Annotated in this window: 1 protein-coding gene; it reads right to left on the bottom strand. The window is 37.4% G+C overall.

Translation table 11 applies throughout. From position 1 onward, the window contains the following. Positions 1-119: 119 nt before the first annotated feature. The gene (locus tag E1171_RS07685) at positions 120-5,144 is read right to left on the bottom strand and encodes a PKD domain-containing protein (protein WP_222931438.1); all 5,025 of its coding nucleotides are present in this window, start codon (positions 5,142-5,144) and stop codon (positions 120-122) included. Between the last annotated feature and the right edge of the window lie 35 nt (positions 5,145-5,179).

The raw sequence follows: 5,179 nt of genomic DNA, 5'->3' as shown, positions 1-5,179 counted from the left end.
CATAGCCTAATAAGTTTGAAGAAAATGAATATAAACTCATTCTGTTGTCTTTTTTACTGCTTTTCTGGATACTTATAATGCTCAATAATATGGAAAAAGTTGAGGGTTTAGAAAACTTTCTATCTAATTAAAGTCACATCACCCACTTGTTTCTCTTCGGTACCATCACTGTATTCCAATTCCAAATGATAAATGTAAACACCTTGTGGCATCAATTTCCCTTTGTAATACCCATCCCATCCGGTGTATTTGTCTAAGCTCTCATATAGTACTTCTCCCCAGCGACTATAAATTACCATTCTAAATTTGGTAACCCCTTCTACCTTTGGAAAAAACACATCATTTCTTCCTCCTCCTTCTATACTTCCTCCATTAGGACCATTTACATTTGGGGTAAAAGCATTTGGTGTAATAATCTTACCTCCCATTTTTACTTCCACTGCACTTATTAGCGATAATTCATCGGTGCAACCGGACGGATTGGTGACGGTCAAACTAATATTGTACCTTCCAACATTTTGATATTCGTGGGAAGGCGATTTTTCAGTCGAAATTGTTCCATCTCCAAAATCCCATAAATAGGTATTATTATCTTCTGCCTGATCCGATGCACTAAGATTAGTGAGGTATAATTTTTGATCCGGAAGATACACAACTTCTGGCCTAATTTCAAAACGTGCCTGAGGAAGTTCAAACACCTCAATATATTGGGATTTTACCTCTTTTATCCTTTCCCCTGTAAAGTTTTCTGCCGATAAAGTGACTGTAAAATTCCCGGCATGATGATAAGTATGAACCGGATTGACCGCAGTAGAAGTATTGCCATCACCAAAATCCCAAAGGTATTTGGTTTCATCGGCATATTTACTTTCATTGGTAAACTGTACCTTCAAAGATCGGCAACCCTCCGTAATATCCGAAGTGAAATCCACAATGGGTGGAATTGCATTCACTTTAACTTGACGTTTAATCGTTTGGGAACAATTTTCATTTGAAACAACCGCTGTGATGACAAAATCTCCAAAAGTCTCATAAGTATGGGTCTTAGGATCTACTTCTGTAGAAGTATTGCCATCTCCGAAATCCCAAAAATAGTTCCAGCTTTCTTTCTTAGGGGTATTATTCTCAATAGTGATCGTACCCTCCGGCAAGGTCATTTCGGTAGGGTCGACAGTAAATTCCGGAGCTATTTCAGGATAAACCGTGATTTCAGTAAGTTGACTTTTAACTTCACATCCATCATGGTTAGAGGCTATATATTCTACCTCGTAAACCAAAGTTCTGGTGGTTTCGTTTATAAAAAGAAATTCTGGAGATTCTGCGAAAAATTCCTCCTGGTAACTAATTTCTCCTTTTTCCCGATAACGCCAGTGATGATTAACTGCTCCTCTGGAATCGTTTTGAAAGTTAACCACTAAAGGAGCACAACCCTCTGTGATATCCGGAGTTATACTGATATCTATTTCAGGATTTACAATCACCCATTTAAATATGGAAGATTGACAGGTTGACTGTGGGTCTTCTGCCGTCAAAGTTACTTTATAAAATTTCTTTTCATTTCCGGCCGCATTCCTAAATATATGGCCAACCTGTGTTTGAGTATAATCTGTCACGAGCTCCTCTTCTCCATCTCCCCACTCCCAGGTATAAATCACCCCCTCTTTTGGATTTTCATTTATAAAAATCAATTCACCAGGAGCACAAATACCTGCCTGCTCATCGTAATCAAGAATGGAAAATTTGGCCTCGGTTGGAGGGTGAACCGTTATAAACTCAGAGAATGATTCACCATAACAATTACCTTCTTGTACATTATTCATTATTTCATAGATTCCCTCTTCTTCGAAGGTATATGAAAACTCCTGGCCTAAACCAGGGGTCCAATCTTCCCAATTTTCCTCACCCTGCTTTCTGATTTTCCATTTGGTGTCTAAATCAGACCAATTGGTAAAGTTTACTTCCAAAGGGGCACAACCTTTATCTTTGTCCACATAGAAACCTGCAACTACATTTCCATTTAAAGTAATTATTTTGGATGGGGATACTGCTGTACAACGACCTGGAGTTTCTGCTTCCAGGTAAACTTCAATTGGTAAAGGCTCCGCACCATTGTAATCATAGGTTTTTTTGACAGTCCCACCTGAACTCTCTTCAGTAGTAGTTTGGTCGCCCCAAACCCATGTATAAATAGTCCCAGCTGGAGCTTTAGAAGTATTTTTAAAATTAAAATTGTAGGGTGCACATAAATGGTCCTCAACCTCAAAACTCAGTTGGGGTTCTGCTTTAACTGTAACATATTTAATGAACTCATTGTTACAATTAAGTCCGGTTTCAGTAGTCAAAACCAATTCATAGAGAACGTCTTGAACAGGGTCACTTTCCAGTACAATATCTGCATTTTGAATGTCGGCTAGATCTGTATAAGGCGGATACGAAAATATTTCACCGGTTATGGTATTGGTTTTTGATAAGTTCCATTCCGAAACATTGATGGTACTAGTAGAAGGGCTAATATTAACTGTCATATCACCACACCCTTCCTCTAAACTTACCTCAAAAGCCGAAGATGTGGGAGGGATTAAAATGAATTCACTATGAGGGGTTATACATGCCTTATTACCTATACCTGGATTTACGGATAGTTCCACCAAATAAGTTTTCAATGACAGTGCCTCAGGATCAATTTGCCTAAAATCATAGTCAAAAATCCGGTCATAAGGGTCAGGATCTCCAGTTTGAGGATCTCTCGGTAGAGGATGCCTTATAAAGACAACCTCCTCTGGTTCAGGCTTTGAAGGGTCAATGATGGTCCAGGTATATTCGGAATCTGGAAAATCGCTAGCAAATTGGGCATCTACCTCAAAATTCACCTTTGCTTCATTGCAACTTAAGTTACTTAAATCATTAGGGTCATGATCAGAGGTAAACAAGGTGTTAGCTGCTGGATGAACCACTGCCTCTAATGTATCTGAAAAATTTTCACATTCATAAATGGAAATGGTTTTTAAAAACACTTTATAGGTTTTATCACTGTTAGTATCATTGTTTAAACTTATTTTGATGGTTTCACTATTAAATTCAGTATCTCCATTTACAATCCTTTTGCGGTCTGCGACATTGTTGTTATCCTCCATCACTACAAGTTCCAAACTTTTAATGGCCGCCTCTCCCTTAGTCCTGTTAAATACAGCCTCAAAGACAGTACACCCCTCTTGGTCGCCTTTAAAAGAAAGCTCGGCTTTTGGCAGGGGATATATAGTTACTGGTTTGGTAATTTCATGCACACATTCAGCATCTGTAGTAATTTTTAAGGTGACATCATAATCTCTTGGAAACTGATCCGTAGGGGGATCAAAATCATGGGTTACAAGATTATCTCTTGGATAATCATCTTTGAAATCAAAGATACCATCATTATCAAAGTCCCATTCCCAGCTTTTTATTTTGTCAGAAGAATTAATAGGGTTAAATATAGATTCATCATTGAATGTTACAGTGGTTTGACCTTGTTCTGCCATGCAAACAGGCCCAGCTGAGAAATCTGCTATAGGCGGATCATTTACATAGACTGTTTTTTCAACCGTAATGTCACAACCTGTACTTAGCTCAACAGCATATAATTTAATTATATATGTATTTCCAGTAGCAAAAGTATAACGTTGAGTGGGATCATTACCTGTTTGGATACTGCTTCCATCCCAATACTGTATATCCCATGTATAATCAAAATTAGTAATACCAGGAGGATTTTGGTCATTCCCATTATAGAATTCTAATTCTGTTTCTTCACAAAATATAAGATCCCCCAAATAGTCATTTCCATCTTTTTTAATTTTTATTTCTGGTTGTGGTGAGGGAGCACTATTTACTGTATAGGTTTCTTCTTTTATACAAGCTCCTTCTACACCTATTGCTGTGGCCCTAAAAGTGATTTTATATTCACCTTCCTTGTCAAAAATAAAATCATTATATATTCGATTATTCTTTTTATTGGGATCTAAAGAAACCACCGAACCTTCATAGGTAACTTCCCATTCATATTGATAGCTTAATGAATGATTATTATTAGTAACCCATCCTGTAAAATCTAGGATATCCCCTTCACATACTGTTAGTGGAATATCGGTATCAAGTTCAGGAGGGTCTACAATTACAATATCGGCCGTTTTTCTTATAGGTGTAGCATTAGGAAAATATTTGTAGATACCGGTTTGAGGATCAAGTTCTCTGTATGGATTACATGGGTTCCAATTATCTAATCGAACAGTAAATATATCTCCGTCAGCGTGTGGTGTTACTCCGTCAGGTTTGGTAGCTGGCACATGGATAGGCAAACTATTATATTGATTAGCTTCAAATCGGTATCCGATTACCCCTTCTTCTTCCCTAAAGGGTGCTGTGAATATTGTACCATCTACTTCTACTCCTTCCAAATCAGAAGGTGACACGCCATATGTCCACCTTAATGCACGTTCTCCAGAGTTCCAATTATTTGACTGACTATTGCCTTGAGGGCAATTCCAGGGACCTTGGTCCTCAAAAATAAAATCAGCTGTGTATCCATTACATACAAAGTAGGTTTCTGGATCAATGGTGAATAATTTATCCATATCCCAAACCGTTACATTAAAGGAAAAATTAGATTCATCCGGTTGACATTGAGACCCTATTAATTCAACCAATACTTCATAATTACAGAAAGCTTCAACCCCTAGGCCTTGGCCATAGACATGGCCAATTGAAATATTATCCTCTGTATTTCTTGGATCTTCAAATAAATGGGAGTGCGTAGCATATGTAATTTCATCTTCACTACCATCTCCCCATTTAATTCTTATTTTATTTCCAGGGTCGATGTTTTTATAATGAAAATAAAAATAAATTTCATTACTCTCTGCACATTTGGCTTGAGTTTCCTTAGTATGACTTACTATAATTTGGCAATTAACCTGCAAAGGAATTGGTTCAACATTTTCCTCTCCCTCCTCAATACAATCTATTTCTAACCCTTCCCCATTTTCATCAATGCAATCTTCATTGAGCTCCTCAGCAAAAAATATTTCCTTATCTACTGAAATTTTTTCTTCAGCTAAAGAGGGTCCTACAATGGGTTTTACCAAAGTAACCAGGTAAAACAAAGGCAAAAGCAAAAAACCAAGGCGTAAAAATTTCACCATAT

The organism is Xanthovirga aplysinae (assembly GCF_009711365.1).
Lineage (GTDB): Bacteria > Bacteroidota > Bacteroidia > Cytophagales > Cyclobacteriaceae > Xanthovirga > Xanthovirga aplysinae.
This window is presented reverse-complemented; position numbering and strand designations above follow the sequence as displayed.